Raw genomic sequence first — 20,447 nt, forward strand, 5'->3', positions numbered from 1 at the left:
GTCGGTGGCCGCGGAGTTTAATGAGCTCAGCGCGACGTCAGCGGCCCACCGGCCGACAGCGGTGCACCGCCGCGCAACTGCGCATCCAGGAATGCGTGGCTGAGCCGGAAGCCGTCGCCGATGTCGGACTGGGCCGCCTCGGTCGCGCTGCCGCTGCGTGGGCCGCGCGAGCCACCGCCCTGGGGCCCGTGCATGCCGCCGCCCTCGCCGCCAGCACCGCCGCGCCCGCGGCCGCCCCCCATGCCGCCGCCGAGCGGAGCCTGGCCATGGCGCTGGTCCTGCACATGAAATCCTTCGGGCGCCATCGTGCCGGCCAGGGCGGCATGCGAGACGGCGCCGAGGTTCAGCAACCAGCCGCTGCCCGGCGCAAAGCTGTCGAAGGCCTGCCTGCGCTCGGCGGGGCGGTGCAGCAGGCCGAGCGGGTCCTGGTCGATCTCGCTGGTGATCAGCAAGGTGGCCACGCCACCGGCCGGGGCCTGCATGGCCGGCGGGCTGATCGCAATGACGGCCTGCCAGCCGGTGTCGTCGCGTGCGTCGAGTGCGGTCTGCGCGCCGGTCTCGTATCCGGCAAGGCTGGCATGGCCCCAGTCCAGTGCCGGCTGGGCCGCGCGAAGGGCCGGCAGCAGGCGGCGCAGCGCGTCGAGCCGGTCGGCGCGCAGGGCCTCGCCATAGTGCAGCAGGCCGAGTTCGCGGAACTCGCCGGTGCGGGCCAGCTCGGAACGCCATGCGGCTGCATCGGCCTCCAGCGGCTGCACGCCCAGCACCGTGTAGCCGGCCTGGGCCCAGGCCGCCGCCCAGCGCTGGCCGGCGTCGCTGCCCTGCCCCAGGCCGGGCAGATAGACGATGACGGGCTGGGCCGCCGCAGCGCTCGCGCTGCGCGTGATGTGCACGCGCCGGCCCTGCAGTTCGAAGCTGCCCAGCGACAAATTCAATTCGCGCGTCGCCGTCTCGGCCCAGGGCTTGGGCGGCGGTGGCCCGCCGGCGCAGCCGGCGAGACCGGCGAATGCGAGGGCGCACAGGAGCAGCAAGCGGCGGGCGGGGCGTGGGAGGCTCATGAGCCGCAACGATAGCCTTGTCACGTCGCTGCTTTGTTTCCCGTCGGCGCTGGTCCCCTAGACTTCCGCCCATGAGAGCAGAAAAGATCGCCTTCATCGGTGGCGGCAACATGGCCAGCGCCATCATCGGCGGCCTGCTGCGCGCCGGCATGAGCCCCGCCCAGTTCATCATCGTCGAGCCCTATGCGCCGCAGCGCGAGAAGCTCGTCGGCGAGTTCGGCGTCGCGGCGCTGGCCGCGGGCGATGCTGGCCTGGCTGACGCGGGGACCATCGTCTGGGCCGTCAAACCCCAGCTCTTCGGTGCCGCCGCCGAGCCGGTCAAGGACTGGCTCGGCGGGGCCCTGCACCTGTCGGTCATGGCCGGCATCCGCTCGGAGTCCATCGTCACGGCCACCGGCAGCGAGCGCGTCGTGCGTTCCATGCCCAACACGCCGGCGCTGATCGGCCAGGGCATCGCCGGCCTGTATGCGCGGCCGGCCGTGTCCGCCGACGAGCGCGCCACCGTCGAGCGCCTGCTCAAACCGACCGGCCAGACGCTGTGGGTCGAACGCGAGGACGATCTCGACGCCGTGACGGCCCTGTCGGGCTCGGGCCCGGCCTATTTCTTCTTCTTCGTCGAGGCCATGATGGCCGCGGCCGTCGACATGGGTCTCACGGCCGAGCAGGGCCGGCGGCTGGCGCTCGCCACCTGTGCCGGCGCGGCCGGGCTGGGCCTGGCGTCCGACGAGTCGCCGACCACGCTGCGGGAGCGTGTGACGAGCAAGGGCGGTACGACGCATGCGGCCATCACGTCGATGCAGGCGGATGCGGTCGACGCTGCCATCCGGCGTGCCGTGCTTGCCGCACAAAGGCGTGCCGCGGAACTCGGCAAAGAGTTCGGCGTCTGAGTGGGTATTGCGACCAGAGACAGCCTGCGCGACTGGCTGCGGGCGCCAGGCTCGTTGAGCCGCCGCCTGGCCCGCCTGGGCGAGCGCTTCGAGGTGCAGGTGCTGCGCCAGGGCGTGGCGCCGTTCCGGGCGCTGGAGCGCGCGGCCCTGGGCCTGCCGCCGCGTGGCCTGACCGTCGTGCGCGAGGTCATCCTGCGCGTCGATGGCCAGCCCCTGGTGTGGGCGCGCTCTGCCGTGCACCAGCGCGCCACCACGGGCCCCTGGCGGGCGCTCAAGGGCCTGGGCACCAGGCCGCTGGCGCATCTGCTCTACGACGACTACCGCATCCACCGCAGCGAGCTGCAACCTCGCCGCCTCTCCCGCCACGGCCACACGCGCCGCCATGCCGAGCGGCAATGGCTGACGGCCACCGGCCAGCCGCCGTCGGCGCAGATGTTGTGGTCACGCAATTCGGTGTTCAGCCGCAGCGGCGCCCAATTGCGGGTGATGGAGCTGTTCGACCCGGGTTTGGCTGGCCAACGGCCCGGGCAGCGCGGCCGCTGACGTCCCCCGGAACAGCAAGCAGGCCAGCTTGCCACCTGCCCTGGGCGCCGACACCAGCCGCCGGACTGCGCGCTTAGCTGTCGCTGAGCTGACGGGATTGCAATGAAACTGTTTTCATGAAGTCATAAATTCGCACCGAGCCCATAAACCCCCATAAACTCAGTCCGTATCAGAGGGGCGTTAGTAGACCCGCCGCGCAATGACGCACAGGTGGGCTGAAAGACCGGGGGCAGTGATGAACACGCGTGACGTAGTGATCTTCAGCGGCGAGCATTTTGTCGTGCCGCAATGCATTCAAAGAATCGACCATTTGTCGACCCATGGCTGGCAGCTGCGTTATGGCGGCACCAAGCTGTTCTCCGACCACAGCCAGGACGGCAGCGGCGCGCGCCGTGCGCTGGCCATGGCTACCAAGGAGCTGCTCAAACGTATCGCGACGCTGCCAGCGCCATCGCGCCTGCGCCGCACGCCCAGCCGCAAGAAGCAGAGCGATCTGCCTTCGGGCATCTCCGGCCCGATCGTGCGCCAGCGTGCCGGCAGCCGTGTCCGTGATTGCAGCTTCGCGGTAACCCTGCCTCGCTTCGGCGAGACGCCGCTGGCGCGCAGCGTCTACATCGGCACCGAGAACACCTACACGATCGAGCGCTACCAGGAAGCCCTGGAGCGCGCCGTGGCCCTGCGCGAGAAGGCCGAGACCGCCTACCAGCGGGCCGCGACCAAGGAGCGCCGTGCTCAGGCCCTGACGCTGAAGGCGCAGATGAGCGGCCTGCTCGCGAAAGGTTGACCCCTCGCCCACTCTCGCCTCGCTGAACGCGGGCGAGACCGGTCGGTCCCCGGCGGGGACGTCGATGCTTGCCGGATTGACCGGCAGGCATCGCCAGACGGGCCGGCTTGGGAGCGGCCCGGCGCTCGGCCCACGACCGCGCGAGGGGCACATGAAACCTGTTTGAACCGGCGCGCGCGCCGGCGGCAGACACAATCGGCGGCCCGGCTACTCAGCCCTGCCGCCGCCCATGTCCACCGCCGTCTCCCTGTCCGACCGTGTCCTCACCTGGTTGAACGCGCTGCGGCCTGCACCGCAGGCCGTCAACGCGCGAGAGCGCCTGCGCGTCGTGCTCGGCGCCGGCCTCGGCCTGTTGCTGGCCGGCCTGCTGAGCCGCGCCGCGATGGGCTCTGGCCTGCCCTGGCTGGTCGCGCCGCTGGGCGCCAGCGCCGTGCTCGTCTTCGGGGTGCCGGCCAGCCCGCTGGCCCAGCCCTGGGCCGTCGTCGGCGGCAACACGGTGTCGGCCCTGGTCGGCATTGCCTGCATGGCGTGGCTGCCGCTGCCGGCGGCGGGCATCGCCGCGGTTGCGGTGGCCCTGGCCATCGGCTCGATGTTCCTGCTGCGCTGCCTGCATCCGCCCGGCGGCGCGGCCAGCCTGTTGATGGTGCTGACCGTCACGCACGACTGGCATTTCGCCTTCGTGCCGGTAGCACTGAACTCCCTGCTGCTGGTGCTGGCCGGCATGGCCTACAACAGTCTCACCGGCCGCCGCTATCCCCATGCCCAGCATGTGCAGCCGGCCGCCCCGGCCCCGGCGGGCGCGAGCGTCGCACCGCCGCGCTTCGGCGACGCCGAACTCAATGCCGTGCTGGCCCGCTACAACCAGGTGCTGGACGTGCCGCGCGACGACCTCGCCAACCTGCTGCACGAGGCCGAGTTGCTGAGCTATCGCAACCGCCTGGGTGGCCTGCGCTGCGCCGACATCATGTCCACGCCCGTCTTCACGGTCGAGTTCGGCACGCCGCTGGCCGAGGCCTGGGCGCTGCTGCAGCAGCACAGCATCAAGGCGCTGCCGGTCGTCGACCGGGTGCAGCGCATCGTCGGCATCGTCACGCGCGCCGACTTCATGCGTGCGGCTGAAGGCCAGCAGCGCGAGGGCCTGGCCGGCCGGTTGCAGACGCTGCTGAAGCCGTCACCGGCGACGCATTCGGCCAAGCCCGAGGTCGTCGGCCAGATCATGAGCCGCCAGGTTCGCGTGGCCAGCGCCGAGCGGCCCATTGCTGAGCTGGTGCCGCTGTTCTCGGCCACTGGCCACCACCATATTCCCATCGTCGGCGAGCAAGCCAGGCTCGTCGGCATCCTCACGCAATCCGACCTCGTGAAAGCGCTCAGCCATGGCCCATGACAACGACATCTTCCGCTGGGGCGTCATCGGCCCCGGCGGCATTGCCAACCGCTTTGCCGGCGCCTTGGCCGCAGTGCCCGGTGCCCGCCTTGCCACCGTGTTCGCGCGCGACGCCGTCAAGGGCGAAGCCTATGCCCGGCAATGGCAACGCGAAGGCGAAGCGCCGGCGCATGTGACGACAGCGCTGCCAGACCTGCTATCAGACGCCGCCATCGACGCCGTCTACATCGCCACGCCTCACTCCAACCACGGCGAATACGTCCGCGCTGCGCTGGAGGCCGGCAAGGCCGTGCTGTGCGAGAAGCCGCTGGTGACGACGCGCGCCGAAGGCCAGACCCTCATCGACCTGGCGCGCGCCAAGGGCGTCTTCCTGATGGAGGCGCTGTGGACCCGCTTCCTGCCCGCCTACGACCTCGCCGGCCGCATGCTGCGCGACGGTGCCATTGGCGAGCTTCGCGCGATGCAGTCGAGCTTTTGCTTCGCCTCCGTCTACGACCCGCTGCACCGCCAGTGGAACCCGGCCCTGGCCGGCGGCTCGCTGTGGGACATCGGCATCTACAACCTGGCCGTGACGCGCTGGGTGCTGCAGCAGATGAACGGCGGCATCTGCCCCGAGCCCGAGTCCATCGACGTGCAGGCCAAGATCGCGCCGACCGGGGTGGACGCGGCCGTCAACGTGACGCTGCACTTTCCCGGCGGCGTCACCTCGCAGTTCCGCTGCGGCTTCGACGCCGCCTCGGTCAACGCCTTCGAGGCCCTGGGGTCGAAAGCCGGCCTGCGCTTCCCGGTCGATTTCTGGCAGGCCGAGGCGGTCGAGCTCGTCACGCGCAAGGCGCCGGCTGAGCGTGTCGCGACGCCGTTCGTCATCAACGGCTTCGAGGGCGAGATCGCCGAGGCGCAAGCCTGCATCCGTCAGGGCCTGGTCGAGAGCCCGCGCATGCCGCATGCGGAGACCCTGGGCTTGCTGGGCTGGATGGATGCCATCCGCGCCCGCTTCCCTGGCGGCGTCAACAAGGCTTGAAGCCCTCAGCGGTGGCCGGCGACAACGACATCTTCCGCTGGGCCGTGATCGGCCCCGGCGGCATCGCCAACCACTTTGCCGCTGCCTTGGCCGCCGTACCCGGCGCTCGCCTCGCCGCCGTGTTCGCGCGCGACGCGGCCAAGGGCCAGGCCTATGCCGCGCAATGGCGGCGCGAAGGCGAGGCGCCGGCGCGCGTGACAACGGCGCTGCCCGAGCTGCTGGCCGACGCGTCCATCGACGCCGTCTACATCGCCACACCCCATTCCCACCATGGCGAATGCATCCGTGCGGCGCTGGAAGCCGGCAAGGCCGTGCTGTGCGAGAAGCCGCTGGTGACGACGCGCGCCGAGGGCCAGGCCCTGGTGGAGCTCGCGCGCAGGCAGGGCGTCTTCCTGATGGAGGCGCTGCGTACGCGTTTCCTGCCGGCCTATGACGTTGCCGGCCGCTGGCTGCGCGAGGGTGCCATCGGCGAGCTGCGCGCCATGCAATCGAGCTTCTGCTTCGCGGCCGACTACGACCCCCAGCACCGGCTGTGGAACCCGGCACTGGCCGGCGGCGCGCTGTGGGACATCGGCATCTACAACCTCGCCGTGACGCGTTGGGTGCTGCAGCAGATGAATGGCGGTATCTGCCCCGAGCCTGTCGCCATGGACGTGCAGGCCAAGATGGCGCCCACCGGCGTGGACGCGGCCGTCAACGTGACCCTGCACTTCCCCGGCGGTGTCACGTCGCAGTTCCGATGTGGCTTTGACGCCGCCTCGGCGAATGCCTTCGAGGTGCTGGGCAGCCGGGCGGCGCTGCGCTTTCCGCAGGGTTTCTCGAGTGCCGAAGTCGTCGAACTCGACGCGCACCAGTCGCCGGCCAGGCGCGTCGAAGCCCCCTTCGTGCTCAACGGCTTCGAGGGTGAGATTGCCGAGGCCCAGGCTTGCATTCGCGCCGGCCTGGGCGAGAGCTCGCGCATGCCCCACGCCGAGACGCTGGCCCTGCTGGGCTGGATGGACGCGATCCGAGCCCGCTTCCCGCAGGCGGCCTGAGGCCTCACCTCCAAAGTCAACGCAGGGCCAGGTCCACCGCAGTGCCGGCAAAGACCGCGAAGCCCAGCCAGTGGTTGGACCGGAAGGCCGTGAAGCAGCCCGCGCGGCTGCGCCGGTGGATCAGCTTGTAGTGCCACAGCGCCTGGGCTGCGGCCACTGCGATGCCGAGCAGGAACCAGCGCCCGAGGCCCAGGCGCAGGCCCAGGCCCGCCCACATGGCCAGGTAGGCGGCGTAGAAGATCATGATGCCGGGCACGTCCCAACGGCCCAGCGCGATGGCCGATGAGCGCAGGCCGATCTTCAGGTCGTCGTCGCGATCCACCATCGCGTATTCGGTGTCATAGGCCAGCACCCAGAACAGGTTGGCCACGAGCAGGGCCCAGGCCGACAGCGGCACCGCGCGCAGGTTCCACTCCATGCCGCCCAGGGCTGCGGCAAAGGCCATCGGGATGCCGAAGGAGAAGGCCACGCCCAGCACCGCTTGCGGCATGGCCAGCACACGCTTGGCGAACGGGTAGGCGATGGCCACGGCCAGGGCCGCGAAGCTCAGCAGGATGGTGGGCGGGTTGGTCGTCAGCACCAGGCCGAAGGACACCAGGGACAGCACCGCGCCGAGGATCAAGGCCTCCTTCACCGACACCGCACCCGTCGTCACCGGCCGCGCGGCGGTGCGCTGCACATGGCGGTCGAAATCGCGGTCGGCCACGTCGTTGACGCAGCAGCCCGCCGAGCGCATCAACACCGTGCCGAGGGTGAAGACGGCCAGCAGATGCCAGCCCGGCCAGCCATCCGCCGCGATCCACAGCGCCGACAGCGTCGGCCACAGCAGCAGCAGCCAGCCGGCGGGGCGGTCCCAGCGGATCAGCTGCAGGTAGAGCGCGAGCCGCGACGGCTGCGAGGGACCTGGGGCGGCGGGGGCGGTGGTCGACATGGGGGCATTTTCACGCCGCGCGGGGGCGCTGGTTTGCTGCATAGTCGTCGGATTGCATTGGGAGGTTTCTGCGATGAGCCTTGCCACCCGCGACCTCGTGCTGCTGCACTGGCAGCTCGCCAATGCCCAGGACTGGGCGGGCCTGGGCCGTTTGTTGCATCCCGAAATGACCTACGAGGCGCCGCAGAGCCGCGAGCGCATCCGCAGCCCGCCGGGCTATGTGGACTTCTTCGCGACCTGGCCCCAGCCCTGGCGGGTCGAGGTGCTGCGTTGCATTGCCGACCACGGCAGCGCGATGACGCAGATCAGCTTCATCAGCAGCGCGCCGCCGATGATGGGCCTGACCCTCTTCGACCTGAAGGACGGCCTCATCCTGCGCGTGACCGACTATTGGCCCGACCCCTATGAACCGGGGCCGCGGGCGTCCAAGCATGTGGAACGGTACTAGGGCACTATGCAAATCTCGGCTCGGCTCAGGAATACGACAACGTCGCATGCGGTCCAGGTGAACACGGCGGGTCAGGCCAAGTCCCTGGCCACAGAGGGTCGTGCGGGCGGTGGCTCAGCCGTCAACGGTGGTGAGTTCCTGATGCTGGCTCTCGCCAGCTGCTATTGCAACGACCTCTACCGCGAAGCCGTGCGGCTGCAGATCGAGCTGACCGAGGTGGAGGTCGAAGCGAGCGCCGAGTTCGACGGCATTGGCCTCGCCGCGCGCGACATCCAGTACCGCGCCCGCCTTGTCTCGCCGGCTTCGCCCGAGCAGATCGAGCAGCTGCTGGCCGAGACGGATGCCGTGGCCGAGGTGCACAACACGCTGCGAGCCAGTTCCATGGTCCGCCGCCTGCCCTGGCCCGAAGAAACCTGAGAGCTGCACCAAGTGCGATGCCCCGTCTGACGCAGGGCCATGCCTGGCGCCTCTAAAGTCACTGCGAACTCATTTCACCACTCGCCATGACCGACCTCAGCCGCTTCCCCATCACGAAGAAATGGCCCGCCGCGCACCCCGAGCGCCTGCAGCTCTATTCCCTGCCCACGCCCAATGGCGTCAAGGTGGCCATCGCGCTGGAGGAGATCGGTCTGGCCTATGAGCCGCATCTGGTCAAGTTCGACACCAACGACCAGCTCACGCCCGAGTTCCTGTCGCTGAACCCGAACAACAAGATCCCCGCCATCATCGACCCGAACGGTCCGGGTGGCCAGCCGCTGCCGCTGTTCGAGAGCGGCGCCATCCTGATCTACCTGGCCGACAAGACCGGCCAGCTGCTGCCCAAGGATGCGGCCAAGCGCTACGAAGCCATCCAGTGGCTGATGTTCCAGATGGGCGGCATCGGMCCGATGTTTGGCCAGGTCGGCTTYTTCCACAAGTTCGCCGGCAAGGACTAYGARGACAAGCGCCCGCGYGACCGCTACATCGCCGAGGCCAAGCGCCTGCTCAACGTGCTGGACGTGCACCTGAAAGGCCGCGACTGGCTGGTCGGCGACGAATACACGATCGCCGACATCGCCACCTGGCCCTGGGTGAACAACCTGGTTGGCTTCTACGGCGCTGGCGATCTGGTGGGCTTCGACGACTTCAACGAAGTCAAGCGCGTGCTCCAGGCCTTCCTGGCTCGTCCCGCAGTGCAGCGCGGCCTCAAGATCCCGGCACGGGACTGAATCGGCCCCTCGCCCAGTCTTGCCGCGCTGGACGCGGGCGAGCCTGGTCGGTCCCCCGAGGGGACGGCGATGCTTGCGGCATTGAGCCGCAAGCACATCGCCAGGGTGGGCCGGCTCGGGAGCGGCCCAGCGCTCGGCCCGAATACGAAATGCAGAGGTTCAGTTCGCGTGGCCGGTCAGGTCGCGTGCGCGCTGCAATGAATCTGCCACGATGCGCGCCGCCGTCTGCGCCAGGGCGGGCGTGTGGTCGGCCATGACCTGCATGCGCAGCCGGGCGCTGTTCAGCGACACGGCCGGGTACTCGACGAGGTTGGCCAAAAGCCCGGCCTGGCTCATCTCGCGGCTGGCCACGCGGGCCAGCGCGTCATGCCCCAGCATGACCGGCACGATCGGCGATGGATGTCCCAGCACGGTGATGCCCTGCTCGGTCAGCGCGCCGCGCAGACCCAGGATGGCGCGCATCAGCCGGTCACGCCGCTCCACGCCTTCGTTGGAGCGCACGATGGCCAGGCAGGCGCGAATGATGGCCACCTGCACCGGTGACAGCGCGTTGGAGAAGGTGTTGGGTGCGGCATAGAAGCGCAGGTACTCCTTGATCGCGCGGTCATGCGTGGCCACAAAGCCGCCGTTGGATGCGAAGGTCTTGGAGAACGACCCCATCACCAGGTCCACCTGGCCCAGCACGCCCTGCAGCTCGAGCTGCCCGCCGCCGCCGGGCCCCATGCAGCCCAGGTCGTGCGCCACGTCCACCATCAGCAGTGCGCCATGCTCATGCGCCAGCGACTGCAGCCGGCGGATGTCGGGCGAGTCGGCGTCCATCGAGAAGCAGCCCTCGGTGACGACGAGGATGCCGTTGTGCGGGTCGCGCTGGCGCACACGCTTGAGCAGGCGCTCGACATGGTCGACGTCCAGATGGCGGTGCAGATGGACGTTGGGCGTCGCCGCCCGCGCGCCCTCGTGCAGGCAGTTGTGGGCGAGCTGGTCGATGATGATGTGGTCGGCCTCGCGCACCAGGCCCTTGATGGCTCCGAAGCCCGCGGCCCAGCCCGTCGGGAACAGCAGCACCTCAGGCATGCGCAGCAGCTCGCCGAGTTCCGCTTCCAGGAGGGTCGCCTCCTCGACATTGCCGGCCAGTGCGGTGGAGCCGGCGCTGTGCACGCCATAGCGCTCCATCGCCGCCTGGGCCGCGGCGCAGATCCTGGGGTGCCGGGCCAGCGACAAATACTCCTGCGACGAGAAATTCAGCCCCGCATGGCGCTGACCGTCCAGCAGCGTCAGCTCGGCGGTGGCGCCCGGCCGGCCGCCCAGGCGCTTGGCATAGGGAAAGACGCCGTGCGCCACGCGGTTCTCGGCCCAGGCGTGGAAGGCCTGGGCCTTGGCGGCCAGGTCGGCGCCGGGTTGCGTCAGGTAGTCGAAGGAGGAGCCGCGCAGCTCGGCCCCGTCGGTGAAGTCCTCCCTCGCCGTGGTCTCCACGGCCCGTTCCATCAGTTCGTCCATTGCGGCCCCCAAAAGAAACTCGTTGTTGTGGGGGCGGACTGTGCGCAGCGCGGGTGCGCTACGCATCCTCATTTTTGGTGGGTCTGGTCAGCTCCCCCCGCAAAGGGGTGTCGGTTCTGCTGGCGGATTCATTTCAAGGCCATGACGCGGTCGCCCGCCTGCGGCACACAGTCCGCCGCCAGCGCGGCGCCGCCCTCGCGTTGCACGACGCCCTGCGGCCCATGGCAGAACTCGATGCGCCGCGCCGTGGGCCAGCGCTGCAGCGCGAAGGCTTCGAGGCTGTCGGGCAGGCTGGTCTTCACGGCGCTGGCGCGCAGCTGCTCCCGGGGCTGGTCGTCGAAATGCAGCCAGGGCATGAAGTGGCCGGCCATCAGCAGCCAGCCGGAAACCCGTACCGGCTCTGGCGCATAGCCCTCGCGTTGCAGCCAGGCCTGGGCGTCCGCTCGCGCATGGGTGCCACCCACGGCGGCGGCGAGCAACTCGGCCACCCACTGGTTGCAGTTCTGGTATTGCGTGCTGAAGGGATAGGCATTGGCGCTGTAGTTGGCGTTCAGCAGGCCCAGCGCTACGGGCTTGTCCAGTGCCGTGGCGGCCAGCGGCGCGGCGGCCTCGGCCGGCAGCAGCAGCAGGCTCACATAGCCTACGTCGGCATCGTCGCTGCCCGAGATGAAGCCGGCCAGGCCCTGGTCGAAGAGCCGAGGCGCGCCTTCGGCACAGGCGTAGTAGAGCTGTCGCACGGCCCAGGGCGTATCCAGACCGTCGGCCAGCGCGATGCCGGCATGGGAGTAGCGCAGACCGAAGCGCGACAGATCGGTGCCCGAGCGCGAAATCAGCGCGGCCGGGCTGCCCGACTCGGCCAGCGCCTGACGGACGACGGCCGCGAAGCGCAGCAGCCTGTCCTGCTGCGCGGCCGTGATGTCGTGCTTGGAATCGCAGCCCCGGGGCGGTAAGCCAGCCTCGGCGATGGCCGCCGTCAGCAGCAGCGCGGCCGTGACTGCGGTTCGGATCAAGGCTTGACGACGCGAGTCGCCAGCTCGCGTTGCCAGGCGTCTTCCAGCACGAGGAAGAAGGCGGTGCCGGTGTCGGCATGCGCGAAGGCGACGCCGTAGGCCTGGGGCGTGGCCTGCACCTCGTCGCCGACGTTGACGGCCCGCGCCGCCAGCGCCTGCTGGGGCAGCGTCAGCTCGACGGGCGCGGCGCCGTCGCGCTCCAGCTTCAGGCGCAGCTTGCCGGCGGTGTCCGCCCGTGCCACCTCGGTGACGCGGTAGCGGCCTTCGGCACGGCGTTCCTCGCCGCTGCTGCTGTTGGACGATCCCTTGAAGGAGTCTGACACGCTGCCCGACGCGGACGAGCCGGCATCGGCGGCCGAAGAGGCGGTGGTGGACGAGGCGTGGGCAGCCTGTGCGGCCAGGGCCAGGGCGGCGAGAAGGATGAGGCGCATCGTGGGCTCGCGTTGGTGGAAATGGCCAACGATAGCGCGGATGCGTCAGCGCTTTGTTAACGCCTCGGAGCCGGCCTCCAGCGTGTCGAGGATGGGGCAGTCGGGCCGCTCGTCGCCGTGGCAGCTTTGCACGAGCTGCTGCAGTGTCTCCTTCACGGCCTGCAGCTCGGCAAGCTTGATGTCCACCTCGGCCAGGTGTTGCTGCGCCAGCGCGCGCACCTGGCGGCTGGGCCGATCCCGGTCCTGCCAAAGGCCGAGCAGCGCGCGGATCTGCGCCAGCGAGAAGCCGAGGTCGCGCGAGTGGCGGATGAAGCGCAGCAGATGAACTTCACGCTCGCCATAGATTCGGTAACCCGACTCGCTGCGCGTCGGTGCTGCGAACAGGCCGATGCTCTCGTAGTGSCGRATCATCTTGGCCGACACGCCCGAGGCCTGGGCGGCAGCACCAATGTTCATGCCGATGTTCATCGCCGCTCCTGCATCGCCGTGCCGCGCCAGCGCTTGAGCGTCAGGGCATTGGCGACGACGCTGACGCTGCTGAAGGCCATGGCCGCGCCGGCGATGACGGGGCTGAGCAACCCAAAGGCCGCGAGCGGGATGCCGACGACGTTGTAGGCAAAGGCCCAGAACAGGCCCTGGCGGATCTTGGCGTAGGTGCGGCGCGACACATCCAGTGCGTCGGCGACGAGGCGCGGGTCGCCGCGCATCAGCGTGACACCGGCCGCTTCGGTGGCCACGTCGGCACCGCCGGCCATCGCAAAGCCGACCGACGCCGCAGCCAGCGCCGGCGCGTCGTTGATGCCGTCACCGACAAAGGCGACGACTGCGCCGCCCTCGCGCAGCTGCTGCACGACCGCAGCCTTGTCGGCGGGCAGCACTTCGGCGTGGACCTCGGTGATGCCGAGGGCCTGCGCGACGCCGGCCGCCGCGCCGTGGCTGTCACCGGTCAGCATGACGGTGCGGATGCCGCGGGCCTGCAACTGGGCGACGGCCTCGGCTGCCGTGTCCTTGACGCGGTCGCCAAAGGCCAGCAGGCCGAGCAGGCGCTGCTCGGTGCCGCCTTCGACCAGCCAGGAGACGGTCTGGCCCTCGGCCTCCAGCCGCCGCGCCTCGCCGGCCAGCGCGCCGCCGTCGACACCCAGTTCCTGCGCCAGCCGCGCGCTGCCAAGGGCGAACCTGCGACCCTGGACGACGCCCTCGACACCACGGCCCGGCAGCGCAATCGCGCCTTCGACCGGCAGCGCCACCAGGCCCTGGGCCGCGGCGAGCACGGCCAGGGCCAGCGGGTGGCTGCTGGTGCGCTGCAGCGCGGCGGCGAGTTGCAGCAGTTCCTCGCGGTGTATGCCTTCGGCAGGCAGGGCGGCGGTCAGCGTCGGCTGGCCCACCGTCAGCGTGCCCGTCTTGTCGAAGGCGACGATGGTGACGGCGTGCGCCAGCTCCAGCGCTTCGGCGTCCTTGATCAGGATGCCCTGGCGCGCCGCGACGCCGGTACCGGCCATCAGCGTCGTCGGCGTGGCCAGGCCCAGGGCGCAGGGGCAGGCGATGACGAGGACGGCCACCGCGTTGACCAGGGCCTGCTCGGCGTTGCCCGAGTGCATGAGCCAGCCCGCAAAGGTCAGCGCCGCGAGGGCCAGCACGACCGGCACGAAGACGGCGCTGACGCGGTCGACGATGCGCTGGATGGGCGCCTTGGCCGCCTGTGCCGACTCGACCATGCGGATGATGCGCGCCAGCGTGGTCTCGGCGCCGATGGCCGTGGTGCGCACGGTCAGTGCACCTTCGGCATTGATGGCCCCACCGGTCACGCGCTCGCCCGGCGACTTGGCCACCGGCAGGCTCTCGCCGGTGATCAGCGATTCGTCCACGTGGCTGTGGCCCGTGGCGATCTCGCCGTCCACCGGGATGCGGTCGCCGGGGCGCACGGCAACGAGGTCGCCGACGCGGACCTCGGCCACCGGCACCTCCGTTTCGGTATCGCCGCGCAGCACGCGCGCGGTCGCGGGCCGCAGCGCATTCAGTGCGCGGATGGCGTCCGTCGTCTGGCGCTTGGCGCGTTGCTCGAGGAACTTGCCGAGCAGCACAAGCGTGATGACTGCGGCCGAGGCTTCGAAGTAGAGATGCGCATGGCCGGGATGGCGCAGCAGCAGATAGACCGACAGGCCGTAGGCCGCCGAAGTGCCGAGGGCCACCAGCAGGTCCATATTGCCGCTGCCGGCCCGCAGCGCGCCCCAGCCCGCGCGGTAGAAGCGCGCGCCGAGCACGAATTGCACCGGCGTGGCCAGCAGCAGTTGCAGCCAGCCGGGCAGCACCACGCCCAGTAGCATGGGCAGCATCAGCGGCAGGCTCAGCAAGGCGCCCAACGCGACCGGCCACCAGGCGGGCAGGCCGCCATGGGCTTCGGGCGCGGGCGGCGCGCAGGCCTCGACGAGGGTGGCCGGGTAGCCTGCCTTGCCCAGGGCCGCCATCAGCGCGGCGACGGGCACATTGGGCAGGGCCTTGATGCTGGCCTTTTCGGTCGCCAGGTTGACGCTGGCCCGCAGCACGCCAGGCACGGCCTGCAGGGCCTTTTCGACGCGGCGCACGCAGGACGCGCAGCTCATGCCGCTGACCTGCAGCGTCACGTCGTTCAGTGCGGTGGCGGGGGCGGTGGTGCTGTTCATGCCGGTATCGTCAAGCTTCCCATCATGGCAAGGTCAAGCGCTTTCTGCTTTGACGCAGCTCAATCCAGCACCAGCGCCTCGGCCAGGTGGCTCCAGACCGTCTGCACACGCTGCAGATGGCGAGTCTCGGGGTGGGTCAGCAGCCAGAGATCGGTCTCGGCCTCGTCCAGCGGCTCGGTCAGCCGGCGCAGTTCTCGCTTCGGCTCGGCCAGGAACAGCGGCAGCACGCCCACGCCCAGGCCCTGCGCCACCAGCTCAGCCACGCTCTGCACGCTGCCGGTGCGAAACGCCGGCTGCAGCGCCGGGAAGTGCTTCTGTCGCCAGCGCACCGAGGGGTGCTCGGGCAGGCCGTCGTCGGGTGCGACCCAGGCCGCGTCGCCGGCCTCGACCTGGTCCCAGTGCTTGATGGGGCTTGAGCGTGCCGCATAGAGGGCGACGCGGATGGGGCCGATACGGCGGCCGATCAGGTGGGGCGGCGGTTTGCTGGTGGCGCGCAGTGCGATGTCGGCATCACGCCGCGTCAGGCTCGCCAGCTCGTTGCCGGTGTGCAGCTCGAACTGCAGCCGGGGCTGCGCCTGGTGCAGGGCCGCCAACGCCGGTGCGAGCAGGCCGTGCAGCAGCGTGTCGGTCGTCGTCAGGCGCACGGTACCGGCGGCCTGGCCGGGCTGGGCCTGGGCGGCGGCGCGGGCCGCTTCCAGCGCGGCTTCCACCTGCTCCGCCTGGGCGGCCAGGGTGCGTGCCAGCTCGCCGGCCTTGTAGCCGCGCCGGCCGCGCTCGAACAGCGGCTGGCCCAATCCGCGCTCCAGGCGCTGCAGCATCCGGAACACGGTCGACGCGTTGACGCCCAGCCGCTCGCCGGCCGCGGCCAGCGTGCCCGCGCGGTGCAGGGCCAGCACCAGGGCGAGGTCGGTGGGGGCGAGTTCGTATTGCATAGCTGCAATCAGAGTTGGCTTAGTTGCGTATTTTCATGCGCCAGATGCCTACCTACATTGGTTGCATCTCAACAATCCCTGGAGATCTCCATGGCACCCTCGACCTCACTCGGCCTGCTGTTGCTGCGCCTGTCCCTCGGCTTCATGTACCTCGCCCATGCGGGGCTGAAGCTATTTGTCTTCACCTTGCCGGGCACGGCGCAGTTCTTCGTCGGTCAGGGTCTGCCGGGCGCGCTGGCCTACGTGGTGTTCGCGGCCGAGGCCATCGGCGGCGCGCTGCTGCTGCTCGGCGTCTACCCGCGCCAGCTCGCGCTGGCCCTCACACCCATCCTGCTGGGCGCGGCCTGGGTGCATGCGTCCAATGGCTGGGTCTTCAATGCCGCAGGCGGCGGCTGGGAGTACCCGGTCTTCCTGGCCGCGATGTCTGTCGTGCTGTGGCTGGCCGGCGATGGCGCTGCCGCCCTCAAGCGTAGCCAGCGGTTCACCTGGCGTGCGGCATGACTGCGCTGACATTGATCAGCCACGCGCTTTGCCCTTATGTGCAACGCGCCGCCATCGTGCTCAAGGAGAAGAGCGTGGCCTTCGAACGCCTGGACGTGGACCTCGCCAACAAGCCGGACTGGTTCCTGCACCTGTCGCCGCTGGGCAAAACGCCGGTGCTGTGCGTTGGCCGCGAGGCGCTTTTCGAGTCTGCCGTCATCTGCGAATACCTGGACGAGACGCGGCCGCCGCGCCTGCATCCGCAGGACCCGCTGGCGCGGGCCCGCGAGCGGGCCTGGATGGAGTTTGGCTCCGCCGTGCTGAGCGGCATCGCCGTGCTCTACAGCGCGGCGGACGATGCGTCGCTGGAACGGGCCTATGCCGCTCTGCGTCTGCGCTTCGAGCAGGTGGAGGCGGTTCTTGGCGACGGCCCCTGGTTCGCCGGCCGGCGCTTCGGCCTGGTCGACGCGGTCTTCGGCCCGGTGTTCCGCTACTTCGAGGTCATCCCGCCCGAGGGCCTGTTCGACAGCCTGCCGCGGGTGCAGGCTTGGCGCGAGGCCCTGGCAGGGCAGCCCTCGGTGCGCGAGGCCGTCGCGCCTGGCTATGCGCAGAGGCTGCGCGACTTCCTGCTCGAACGCGGCTGCGCGCTGGCACGGCGTCTATGCACGGACGCGACCAATTCAATACCAAAAGAAATAACGATTCGTCCAAATATTCAAAAAAAGATATAATCCTAGGCTGCCGTGGTAATGCCTTCCTGACGGCTTGTCCACGGCCACAAAAGGCCGCGGTTCGCGACCTTCGACACTTCTTGGCCGGCAACCGAGCCAAAAAGCACTCCCGCCGGGCGACTCAAGCCGGGCAACCCTGACTGAACAAGATTTCGAACAACGCCATCTCCATGGGCAAATACGTCGTTTCGCCCGCGACACACCCGACCGACTGTGGCCGCTTTCGCGCCTCGTTCTCGGTTCACCGGGCCCAAGGCAACGACAGTTGCCGTCGTGTGTTCCGCTTCGACACGACCTTTGCCTCACGCGAAGCTGCCCGGCTGTTCGCCGTCACCCAGGGCTGGCTGCAGGCGTGCATGCCAACCCACCCCGGATGCTGACGATCTGGCTCCGCCAGTTTCCGCCGACATCCCACTCGCTGCGGACCCCCGATTCGCAGATCCGCATCCGCATCCTCGCGATGCGTCAATCCTCAGAAAGGCTCGTCCATGAGCAACAAAATTTACGTGGGTAACCTGCCCTATTCCGTGACCGATTCCAGCCTGAAAAGCAACTTTGCCGAGTTCGGCAGCGTCTCCTCGGCCAAGGTCATGATGGACCGGGAAACCGGCAGTTCCAAGGGCTTCGGGTTTGTGGAAATGGCTTCTGCCGACGTCGCCCAGGCCGCCATTGCCGCCCTGAACGGCATGTCCGTCGATGGCCGCGCCATCGTCGTGAGCCTGGCTCGCCCCCGCGAAGCGAACAAGGATTCGAGCGGTTACAGCGCAGCCGGGTACACCGCAGCCAAGCGTCCCGATGTCGGCTACGGCACGGGCGGCTTCGGCGGTGGTCGCTACTGAACCCAGCGGCGCCCTGTGAATGACCGGCTCTTCTGAGCCGGTTTTTTTTCGCCTCGCGCGAGACGACCGAACGGTGCAAGCTCTGGCCACAATGGCCTGATGAGCCGCCGCCGATTTGTCCTTCTCGCTAGCTTCGTCTGGACGTTTGCCGCCGCCGAGCCGGCCTACTTTCCGCCCCGTGGCGACTGGCAGCGCGCCGAGCCGGCCGCGATGGGCGTCGACGCCGCCAGGCTGGCCGAAGCCATCGCCTATGCCCAAGCGCATGAGAACCCCGCGCCGCGCGACCAGGCCCTCTACCTCGCCCAGAGCTTCGGCAAGAACGAACCCTATTTCGCGGGCCAGATCGGTCCCACGCGCGAGCGCGCCGCAGCCAACGGCCTGGTCATCTACCGCGGCAAGCTGGTGGCCGAGTGGGGCGACACGCGGCGCGTTGACATGTCGCACAGCGTCACCAAGACCTTTTTGTCGACGGTCGTGGGCCTGGCCTGGCAGCAGGGTTTGATCAAGAGCACCGACGAGCGCGTGGCCGACGCCATGCCGCCCGGTGTCGACCTTTTCGCCACGCCGCACAACGCGCCCATCACCTGGGAGCACCTGCTGCGCCAGACCAGCGACTGGCAGGGCACGCTGTGGGGCAAGCCCGACTGGGCCGATCGCCCCGTGGGCAAGACGCCCGAGGACTGGCCGAACCGCCCGCTGTATGAGCCGGGCACGCACTACAAGTACAACGATGTGCGCGTGAACGTGCTGGCCCTGGCCGCCTTGCAGGTCTGGCGCCGGCCGCTGCCCGAGGTGCTGCGCGAGCAGGTCATGGACCCGATTGGCGCGTCCAGCCGCTGGCGCTGGCACGGCTACGAGAACAGCTGGGTGGAACTGGACGGCCAACGCATGCAGTCGGTTTCCGGCGGCGGCCACTGGGGCGGCGGCATGTTCATCGACGCCTGGGACATGGCGCGCTTCGGCTATCTCCACTTGCGCCAGGGTGAGTGGGCCGGTCGCCAGCTCATTTCGCGCGACTGGATCGCCAAGGCCCGCCAGCCCGGGCCGGACAACGCCGAGTACGGCTACTGCAACTGGTTCCTCAACACTGGCCGCAACGCCCTGCCTGCGGCGCCCGAGAGCAGCGTGACCTTCCGCGGCAATGGCCAGAACATCATCTACGTCGACTGGGAGAACGATGTCGTGGCCGTCGTGCGCTGGATCGACAACGGGCCGGCCCTGAACGAATTCACGGCGAAGCTGCTGGCGGCCGTGAAGCGCTGAGAGGTACTCAGATCTTCAGCTGCGCGAAAGCCGCCCGAAGCCCATCCACACCGCCCACACGCTGGTTGTTGATGAAGATCTGCGGCATCTGGCGAACGGACGGGCCGCACTTCTCGTAGAAGGCCTTGCGCTGATCTTCGTCGTCGATCTTGATCTCCTCGAAGGCGAGGCTGCGGGCCTTCAACAGGCTCTTGGCGGTATCGCATTGAGGGCAGGCGGACTTGGAATAGACGACGATGTTGAGCTGCATGCCCACAGTCTAGAGGGAGCAGCGTCGCTAGCATCGGGCCCTCGATTCCTGAAGGAGAACGTCCATGATCCTGCGTCGATCCGATGTCGTCCGTCTCGCCGCCGCCGCACTGCTGGCGCCCTGGACGCTGCGCGCTGTTGCTGCTGATGAGCCGCGCCGCAAGCCCGACCTGGGCGATGCCGCCGAAGGCACGTACGAGGGCGACGTGATCTCGGACTCCAAGGGCTCGTCCAGGAGTGGCGTGACCGTGACGGTGACGCGCATTGGCAAGAACCTCGTGCGGGTCACGTCCAGCTATCCGCGGCTGCCGGTGGTCGAGGTGTTGCTGACGCTGGCCATGGGCAAGATCCTGCAGGCGCGCGGCGATAGCGTGTTCCTGCTCGACCGCACGCAGTCACCCGCGAAGCTGGACGTCAGCTTTCTCAACGAGGTGAGCTGGTCGGGGCTGCGGCGCTGACATGAGCAGCTGCGCTCGACGGGTCCGCCAGGAGTCCTATCTCACAGCGCTCTGAGCACTGCGGATGGTTTCGTACACGCTTTTCGCATTGAGGATGAGGTCAAAACTCGGACCAAAGTTCTGTTCCGCCCCAGGCCAACCACGCATGCCGCCGAACATGGCCGCCATGGGATGCTGAGCACCAAACGTGATGGTGCCCTCGCCTGACCTGGCCTCAGACAAGGACAAATCAGTGAGCGTACGGAGGCTGAGCGATTTCACCTTCCGCGCGAACACGCCCGAGACGATGATGACCCTCTCTGAAGTAACGGCGTAGTAGGTATTTGCGCGCTGGCGCGCCTCGACAAAGAACCTGCCGACCACGAAGTACACGCCGACGAGGACGAACGGAATACCCCACAGCACAAAGAATGCTGGCGTGTTTGGCGCCCTGAGTGCAGAGGCTTCCCAGAAGACCGCGAAACCGCACCACAGCAAGCTAAAGGGGATGGTGAAGGCATCCGACCCGCGGACGACCACGCCTTGCCGGGGCTGCCCCCACCAGAGGGGCTTTTCACTGGGCGAGAGCTCCCGCTGAACTTCTTCGTTCATGGAGTCCATGG

25 protein-coding genes are annotated in these 20,447 nt (G+C 69.2%); 15 read left to right on the forward strand and 10 right to left on the reverse strand.

From position 1 onward, the window contains the following. Nucleotides 1–26: 26 nt before the first annotated feature. Nucleotides 27–1,055, reverse strand: coding sequence for a hypothetical protein (locus ACXJKM_RS09990; protein ID WP_457352056.1), 1,029 nt, complete (start codon nucleotides 1,053–1,055; stop codon nucleotides 27–29). A gap of 71 nt (nucleotides 1,056–1,126) precedes the next feature. On the opposite strand from ACXJKM_RS09990, the gene proC reads away from it, so the two are divergent. The 6 genes from proC to ACXJKM_RS10020 all read left to right on the forward strand — a co-directional run bounded on the left by proC (nucleotide 1,127) and on the right by ACXJKM_RS10020 (nucleotide 6,708). Further along, nucleotides 1,127–1,942, forward strand: a complete 816-nt coding sequence (gene proC, locus ACXJKM_RS09995) for a pyrroline-5-carboxylate reductase (RefSeq protein ID WP_457352058.1) — start codon at nucleotides 1,127–1,129, stop codon at nucleotides 1,940–1,942. Next, entirely contained in the window at nucleotides 1,943–2,485 is a 543-nt protein-coding gene (locus ACXJKM_RS10000) for a chorismate--pyruvate lyase family protein (RefSeq protein WP_457325482.1), read from the forward strand. It abuts the gene before it with no gap. A 235-nt stretch (nucleotides 2,486–2,720) separates the two neighbouring features. After that, nucleotides 2,721–3,269, forward strand: a complete 549-nt coding sequence (locus ACXJKM_RS10005) for a hypothetical protein (protein ID WP_056201038.1) — start codon at nucleotides 2,721–2,723, stop codon at nucleotides 3,267–3,269. Nucleotides 3,270–3,498: 229 nt separating this feature from the next. Further along, nucleotides 3,499–4,653, forward strand: a complete 1,155-nt coding sequence (locus ACXJKM_RS10010) for an HPP family protein (RefSeq protein ID WP_056201035.1) — start codon at nucleotides 3,499–3,501, stop codon at nucleotides 4,651–4,653. Then, complete coding sequence (locus ACXJKM_RS10015; protein WP_457321734.1) at nucleotides 4,643–5,674, forward strand: Gfo/Idh/MocA family protein; 1,032 nt, start codon at nucleotides 4,643–4,645, stop codon at nucleotides 5,672–5,674. The genes ACXJKM_RS10010 and ACXJKM_RS10015 overlap by 11 nt, the downstream gene beginning before the upstream one ends. Beyond that, nucleotides 5,671–6,708, forward strand: coding sequence for a Gfo/Idh/MocA family protein (locus ACXJKM_RS10020; RefSeq protein ID WP_457352060.1), 1,038 nt, complete (start codon nucleotides 5,671–5,673; stop codon nucleotides 6,706–6,708). The genes ACXJKM_RS10015 and ACXJKM_RS10020 overlap by 4 nt, the downstream gene beginning before the upstream one ends. A 16-nt stretch (nucleotides 6,709–6,724) precedes the next feature. Here the strand turns inward: ACXJKM_RS10020 and ubiA are convergent, their stop codons facing one another. Continuing rightward, nucleotides 6,725–7,639: a 4-hydroxybenzoate octaprenyltransferase gene (ubiA, locus tag ACXJKM_RS10025; protein WP_457352062.1), complete on the reverse strand. Its 915-nt coding sequence runs from the start codon at nucleotides 7,637–7,639 to the stop codon at nucleotides 6,725–6,727. Nucleotides 7,640–7,712: 73 nt separating this feature from the next. On the opposite strand from ubiA, the gene ACXJKM_RS10030 reads away from it, so the two are divergent. From ACXJKM_RS10030 to ACXJKM_RS10040, 3 genes are all read left to right on the forward strand, one after another. Continuing rightward, the gene (locus ACXJKM_RS10030; RefSeq protein ID WP_056201024.1) at nucleotides 7,713–8,087 is read left to right on the forward strand and encodes a nuclear transport factor 2 family protein; all 375 of its coding nucleotides are present in this window, start codon (nucleotides 7,713–7,715) and stop codon (nucleotides 8,085–8,087) included. Nucleotides 8,088–8,144: 57 nt separating this feature from the next. Further along, nucleotides 8,145–8,504, forward strand: a complete 360-nt coding sequence (locus tag ACXJKM_RS10035; RefSeq protein WP_457321729.1) for an OsmC family protein — start codon at nucleotides 8,145–8,147, stop codon at nucleotides 8,502–8,504. A gap of 86 nt (nucleotides 8,505–8,590) precedes the next feature. Then, nucleotides 8,591–9,295 (forward strand): glutathione binding-like protein, encoded by a 705-nt coding sequence (locus tag ACXJKM_RS10040; protein WP_457352064.1) that lies wholly within the window; start codon nucleotides 8,591–8,593, stop codon nucleotides 9,293–9,295. Nucleotides 9,296–9,454: 159 nt separating this feature from the next. On the opposite strand, the gene ACXJKM_RS10045 is transcribed toward ACXJKM_RS10040, so the two are convergent. The 6 genes from ACXJKM_RS10045 to ACXJKM_RS10070 form a co-directional block, all read right to left on the reverse strand. Then, complete coding sequence (locus tag ACXJKM_RS10045) at nucleotides 9,455–10,792, reverse strand: aminotransferase class I/II-fold pyridoxal phosphate-dependent enzyme (protein ID WP_457321725.1); 1,338 nt, start codon at nucleotides 10,790–10,792, stop codon at nucleotides 9,455–9,457. Nucleotides 10,793–10,920: 128 nt separating this feature from the next. Then, a complete protein-coding gene (locus ACXJKM_RS10050; protein WP_457321723.1) occupies nucleotides 10,921–11,802 on the reverse strand; it encodes a DUF2145 domain-containing protein in 882 nt (293 codons plus the stop codon). Continuing rightward, the gene (locus ACXJKM_RS10055) at nucleotides 11,799–12,233 is read right to left on the reverse strand and encodes a hypothetical protein (protein WP_056201014.1); all 435 of its coding nucleotides are present in this window, start codon (nucleotides 12,231–12,233) and stop codon (nucleotides 11,799–11,801) included. Before ACXJKM_RS10055 ends, ACXJKM_RS10050 begins: the two co-directional genes overlap by 4 nt. Before the next feature lie 45 nt (nucleotides 12,234–12,278). Further along, nucleotides 12,279–12,689, reverse strand: a complete 411-nt coding sequence (cueR, locus tag ACXJKM_RS10060) for a Cu(I)-responsive transcriptional regulator (protein ID WP_457352327.1) — start codon at nucleotides 12,687–12,689, stop codon at nucleotides 12,279–12,281. A gap of 8 nt (nucleotides 12,690–12,697) precedes the next feature. Beyond that, a complete protein-coding gene (locus ACXJKM_RS10065) occupies nucleotides 12,698–14,893 on the reverse strand; it encodes a heavy metal translocating P-type ATPase (RefSeq protein WP_457352066.1) in 2,196 nt (731 codons plus the stop codon). Between the two features lie 59 nt (nucleotides 14,894–14,952). After that, nucleotides 14,953–15,837 (reverse strand): LysR family transcriptional regulator, encoded by an 885-nt coding sequence (locus ACXJKM_RS10070; RefSeq protein ID WP_457352329.1) that lies wholly within the window; start codon nucleotides 15,835–15,837, stop codon nucleotides 14,953–14,955. Nucleotides 15,838–15,915: 78 nt separating this feature from the next. On the opposite strand from ACXJKM_RS10070, the gene ACXJKM_RS10075 reads away from it, so the two are divergent. The 5 genes from ACXJKM_RS10075 (at nucleotide 15,916) to ACXJKM_RS10095 (ending at nucleotide 19,138) form a co-directional block, all read left to right on the forward strand. Continuing rightward, on the forward strand, nucleotides 15,916–16,326 hold the full coding sequence (locus ACXJKM_RS10075; RefSeq protein ID WP_056201006.1) for a DoxX family protein: 411 nt from the start codon (nucleotides 15,916–15,918) through the stop codon (nucleotides 16,324–16,326). Further along, nucleotides 16,323–17,036, forward strand: a complete 714-nt coding sequence (locus ACXJKM_RS10080) for a glutathione S-transferase family protein (protein ID WP_457352068.1) — start codon at nucleotides 16,323–16,325, stop codon at nucleotides 17,034–17,036. The genes ACXJKM_RS10075 and ACXJKM_RS10080 overlap by 4 nt, the downstream gene beginning before the upstream one ends. A gap of 170 nt (nucleotides 17,037–17,206) precedes the next feature. After that, nucleotides 17,207–17,416 carry a hypothetical protein gene (locus tag ACXJKM_RS10085; RefSeq protein ID WP_082532848.1) on the forward strand — a complete coding sequence of 70 codons (210 nt, stop codon included), beginning with the start codon at nucleotides 17,207–17,209 and terminating at the stop codon, nucleotides 17,414–17,416. Nucleotides 17,417–17,524: 108 nt separating this feature from the next. After that, a complete protein-coding gene (locus ACXJKM_RS10090; protein WP_056201001.1) occupies nucleotides 17,525–17,875 on the forward strand; it encodes an RNA recognition motif domain-containing protein in 351 nt (116 codons plus the stop codon). Between the two features lie 99 nt (nucleotides 17,876–17,974). Continuing rightward, nucleotides 17,975–19,138: a serine hydrolase domain-containing protein gene (locus tag ACXJKM_RS10095; RefSeq protein WP_457352070.1), complete on the forward strand. Its 1,164-nt coding sequence runs from the start codon at nucleotides 17,975–17,977 to the stop codon at nucleotides 19,136–19,138. Between the two features lie 7 nt (nucleotides 19,139–19,145). Here the strand turns inward: ACXJKM_RS10095 and ACXJKM_RS10100 are convergent, their stop codons facing one another. After that, nucleotides 19,146–19,388: a glutaredoxin domain-containing protein gene (locus ACXJKM_RS10100; protein WP_457352072.1), complete on the reverse strand. Its 243-nt coding sequence runs from the start codon at nucleotides 19,386–19,388 to the stop codon at nucleotides 19,146–19,148. A 64-nt stretch (nucleotides 19,389–19,452) separates the two neighbouring features. On the opposite strand from ACXJKM_RS10100, the gene ACXJKM_RS10105 reads away from it, so the two are divergent. Then, entirely contained in the window at nucleotides 19,453–19,845 is a 393-nt protein-coding gene (locus tag ACXJKM_RS10105) for a hypothetical protein (protein ID WP_457352074.1), read from the forward strand. 36 nt (nucleotides 19,846–19,881) lie between these two features. On the opposite strand, the gene ACXJKM_RS10110 is transcribed toward ACXJKM_RS10105, so the two are convergent. Continuing rightward, nucleotides 19,882–20,445 (reverse strand): hypothetical protein, encoded by a 564-nt coding sequence (locus ACXJKM_RS10110; RefSeq protein ID WP_457352076.1) that lies wholly within the window; start codon nucleotides 20,443–20,445, stop codon nucleotides 19,882–19,884. Between the last annotated feature and the right edge of the window lie 2 nt (nucleotides 20,446–20,447).

It is taken from the genome of Roseateles sp. P5_D6 (assembly GCF_054049415.1).

Excerpts from the sequence above, each read along its gene's own strand:
- ACXJKM_RS09990 (WP_457352056.1), bottom strand. The coding sequence starts at position 1,055 with ATGAGCCTCCCACGCCCCGCCCGCCGCTTGCTGCTCCTGTGCGCCCTC.
- proC (WP_457352058.1), top strand. The coding sequence starts at position 1,127 with ATGAGAGCAGAAAAGATCGCCTTCATCGGTGGCGGCAACATGGCCAGC.
- ACXJKM_RS10005 (WP_056201038.1), top strand. The coding sequence starts at position 2,721 with ATGAACACGCGTGACGTAGTGATCTTCAGCGGCGAGCATTTTGTCGTG.
- ACXJKM_RS10010 (WP_056201035.1), top strand. The coding sequence starts at position 3,499 with ATGTCCACCGCCGTCTCCCTGTCCGACCGTGTCCTCACCTGGTTGAAC.
- ACXJKM_RS10015 (WP_457321734.1), top strand. The coding sequence starts at position 4,643 with ATGGCCCATGACAACGACATCTTCCGCTGGGGCGTCATCGGCCCCGGC.
- ubiA (WP_457352062.1), bottom strand. The coding sequence starts at position 7,639 with ATGTCGACCACCGCCCCCGCCGCCCCAGGTCCCTCGCAGCCGTCGCGG.
- ACXJKM_RS10030 (WP_056201024.1), top strand. The coding sequence starts at position 7,713 with ATGAGCCTTGCCACCCGCGACCTCGTGCTGCTGCACTGGCAGCTCGCC.
- ACXJKM_RS10045 (WP_457321725.1), bottom strand. The coding sequence starts at position 10,792 with ATGGACGAACTGATGGAACGGGCCGTGGAGACCACGGCGAGGGAGGAC.
- ACXJKM_RS10055 (WP_056201014.1), bottom strand. The coding sequence starts at position 12,233 with ATGCGCCTCATCCTTCTCGCCGCCCTGGCCCTGGCCGCACAGGCTGCC.
- ACXJKM_RS10065 (WP_457352066.1), bottom strand. The coding sequence starts at position 14,893 with ATGAACAGCACCACCGCCCCCGCCACCGCACTGAACGACGTGACGCTG.
- ACXJKM_RS10075 (WP_056201006.1), top strand. The coding sequence starts at position 15,916 with ATGGCACCCTCGACCTCACTCGGCCTGCTGTTGCTGCGCCTGTCCCTC.
- ACXJKM_RS10080 (WP_457352068.1), top strand. The coding sequence starts at position 16,323 with ATGACTGCGCTGACATTGATCAGCCACGCGCTTTGCCCTTATGTGCAA.
- ACXJKM_RS10085 (WP_082532848.1), top strand. The coding sequence starts at position 17,207 with ATGGGCAAATACGTCGTTTCGCCCGCGACACACCCGACCGACTGTGGC.
- ACXJKM_RS10090 (WP_056201001.1), top strand. The coding sequence starts at position 17,525 with ATGAGCAACAAAATTTACGTGGGTAACCTGCCCTATTCCGTGACCGAT.
- ACXJKM_RS10095 (WP_457352070.1), top strand. The coding sequence starts at position 17,975 with ATGAGCCGCCGCCGATTTGTCCTTCTCGCTAGCTTCGTCTGGACGTTT.
- ACXJKM_RS10100 (WP_457352072.1), bottom strand. The coding sequence starts at position 19,388 with ATGCAGCTCAACATCGTCGTCTATTCCAAGTCCGCCTGCCCTCAATGC.
- ACXJKM_RS10105 (WP_457352074.1), top strand. The coding sequence starts at position 19,453 with ATGATCCTGCGTCGATCCGATGTCGTCCGTCTCGCCGCCGCCGCACTG.
- ACXJKM_RS10110 (WP_457352076.1), bottom strand. The coding sequence starts at position 20,445 with ATGGACTCCATGAACGAAGAAGTTCAGCGGGAGCTCTCGCCCAGTGAA.